The following is a 2,801-nucleotide window of genomic DNA, read 5'->3' as shown; positions in this document are numbered from 1 at the left end:
TTCCCAAGCTGTCTCTTACAACGGCATCGTGTAGTGCAGGGCGTAGCTTTCCACACCATCATTGGTCGACTTGATGCCGGCGTTGGAGTAGTGGGTAGCGCGGATGCCCACTTCATGTCCGCCATTGAAGCGCAGGCCGAAACCGACACGGTCTTCGAACTGGAACGCTGTGCCGAGATTGTTGGTTTCAATTTCGGTATTTTCAAACAGCGCGACGCCGATACCCGCTTCGATGTAAGGCTTCACGTTCTGACCCGCAAACTCATAAACAAAGACGGGCGAGAACGACAGGCTATGGTTGCTGGAGGTCTTGTCCCCTTCCCAATACGTGTAGGCACCGCTCCAGTAACCGGTCAGGCGCCCCACGTCGCTCTGCAACCAAGTTTTGTCCCAATCGAATTGCATGCCCAGGCGATAGGTCATGGTCGAGTCGCCAGTCTGGCCAACCCCGAACTCGACCCCAGCCGCCTGCGCGGTGTAAGTGTGCCCCAGCAACGCAGCCGCAAACGCGGCAAAGCAGAATAAACGCTTCATTAGAAACATCCTTTTCCGACAGCCTAGTTAGTTTTTTCTTACAACGGACAGAGCTATAGAAATCGGCGCCAAATCAGAAGTTCAGCTCGATTTACACAATTTTCACGTTTTTTTTACAGTTCGAAGTTTCGCACAATGTCAGAAGAATCCCATAGGGTCGGTAGGATTTTTCTTAAATGTAGCGGATCTGCGCTGGTCCAGAATTGCGTTTCACTGGCCGGCCCGTGGGCCAGTAGATTCCGCTCGGCCAACAGGCGCTGAAGTTGCCGAGCCACCGCGGCGCCCGTATCGATCAAGCTGATATGTTCTGGAACCATCTGCTGGAGCAATGGCTTGAGGAATGGATAGTGCGTGCAGCCGAGGATCAACGTGTCGCAACCGGCCGCCAGCAACGGAGTCACGTAGCCTTGCAACAATTGACGCAAGGCCGGGCTGTTCAGGTCGCCGGCCTCGATCAACTCCACCAGCCCTGGGCAGGGCTGGGTGATGACCCGGACATCCGTGGCGAAACGATCGAGCAACGCAGCGAACTTGGCGCTCTGCAAGGTGCCCGTGGTTGCCAGCACACCCACGATGCCGCTTCGAGTGGCAGCGGCTGCAGGCTTGACCGCTGGCTCCATGCCGACGATGGGCCACTCGGGGTAATCGCGACGCAGGTCGGCGACTCCGGCCACCGTCGCGGTGTTGCAAGCGACTACCAGCGCCTTGGCGCCTTCGCGCTGGAGAAAGCCCGCAATGATCGCGCATCGCTCGCGAATGAATTCCGGGCTCTTCTCGCCGTAAGGGATATGCCCGCAGTCAGCGATATACAGGAGAGATTCATTTGGCAGCAACCGACGGATCTCACCCAGCACCGACAGCCCGCCGACCCCGGAATCGAACACACCGACCGGCGCTTCACTCATGTCGGCTTGCCACAGACGCTGCAACCCGGATCACGCTTGACCCGCAATTCGCGAAAACGCGTGCCCAAGGCATCGATCAACAACAAGCGCCCCACCAGCGGCTCACCGAAACCCGCCAGCAACTTCAACGCCTCGAGCGCCTGGAGACTGCCCACCAACCCCACGAGCGGGCCAAGTACGCCGGCCTCGCTGCAGGTCAATTCAGCTTCGCTGCCGTGACCATAGAGACAGTGATAACACGGACTTTCGGCGCGACGCGGATCGAACACCGATAATTGTCCTTCCAGACGAATCGCCGCGCCGCTGACCAATGGCTTGCCCGCCGCGACACAGGCAGCGTTCACCGCTTCGCGCGTGGAAAAATTGTCCGAGCAATCCAGCACCACGTCCACCGCCACCACCGCATCAGCCAGGCTGTCTTCGTCCAGGGCGGCCGGGTGAGGCACCAGCCGGACCTCGGGATTGATGGCGGTCAGGCGCCGCATCGCTGATTCGACCTTGCTCAGGCCCACGCTGTCGGTGTCGTGGATGATCTGCCGCTGGAGGTTGGTCAGGTCGACCGTGTCGAAGTCCGCCAGGTGCATCTCGCCCACGCCAGCGGCGGCGAGGTACAACGCCACCGGAGCGCCGAGGCCGCCCAGGCCGATGATCAATATGCGGCCCTGCTTGAGGCGCAATTGTCCGTCGATGTCGACGTGTTGCAACAGAATCTGTCGGCTGTAGCGCAGCAATTCCTGATCGTTCAGCACGGCAGGCGTCCCAGGCTGATGCGTTCATGGCTTCCCAGGTCCTTGCGACTGTGGACTTCGGCAAACCCTCGGCCACTCAACAGGTCGCGCACCGCTTCAGCCTGGTCGTAACCGTGTTCGAGCATCAACCAGCCGCCCGCCTCGAGATGATTCGGGGCCTGGTCGACAATTGTGCGCAGGTCATCAAGCCCGTCCGGCCCGGCGACCAGGGCACTGGCCGGTTCGAAGCGCACGTCGCCCTCGGCCAGGTGCGGATCGCTGGCGGCGATATAGGGCGGGTTGCTGATGATCAGTCCGAAACGTTCGCCCTCCAGGGCGCTGAACCAGTGACTGCTCGCCACCGTCACGTTGCGCAGGTCCAGGCGCTGGCGATTGCGTTCGGCCAGGGCCACCGCTTCGAGCACCCGGTCGACTGCCGTGACTGTCCAGGCCGGACGTTCGCTGGCCAACGCCAGGGCAATCGCGCCGCTGCCGGTGCCCAGGTCGAGGACCCGGGCCGGTTCGGCTGGCAACAAGGCCAACGCGGTTTCCACCAGCAACTCGGTGTCGGGACGTGGGATCAGTGTATGGGGCGCCACTTCCAGGTCGAGCTTCCAGAAGCCCTGCTGGCCGA

4 protein-coding genes are annotated in these 2,801 nt (G+C 61.1%); all 4 read right to left on the bottom strand.

What is annotated here, in order from left to right; genetic code table 11:
* Nucleotides 1–15: 15 nt before the first annotated feature.
* On the bottom strand, nt 16–534 hold the full coding sequence (locus OC610_RS25005) for an acyloxyacyl hydrolase (protein ID WP_264431698.1): 519 nt from the start codon (nt 532–534) through the stop codon (nt 16–18).
* 113 nt (nt 535–647) lie between these two features.
* Nucleotides 648–1,439: a glutamate racemase gene (gene murI, locus OC610_RS25000; RefSeq protein WP_264431696.1), complete on the bottom strand. Its 792-nt coding sequence runs from the start codon at nt 1,437–1,439 to the stop codon at nt 648–650.
* Nucleotides 1,436–2,188, bottom strand: coding sequence for a molybdopterin-synthase adenylyltransferase MoeB (locus tag OC610_RS24995; RefSeq protein ID WP_264431695.1), 753 nt, complete (start codon nt 2,186–2,188; stop codon nt 1,436–1,438). The genes murI and OC610_RS24995 overlap by 4 nt, the downstream gene beginning before the upstream one ends.
* Nucleotides 2,182–2,801, bottom strand: a 620-nt coding sequence (gene prmC, locus OC610_RS24990; protein ID WP_264431694.1) for a peptide chain release factor N(5)-glutamine methyltransferase, incomplete at its 5' end; no start/stop codon positions are given. The genes OC610_RS24995 and prmC, both read right to left, overlap by 7 nt.

Source organism: Pseudomonas agronomica, assembly GCF_025917275.1.
GTDB classification, from domain to species: Bacteria; Pseudomonadota; Gammaproteobacteria; order Pseudomonadales; family Pseudomonadaceae; genus Aquipseudomonas; species Aquipseudomonas agronomica.
This window is presented reverse-complemented; position numbering and strand designations above follow the sequence as displayed.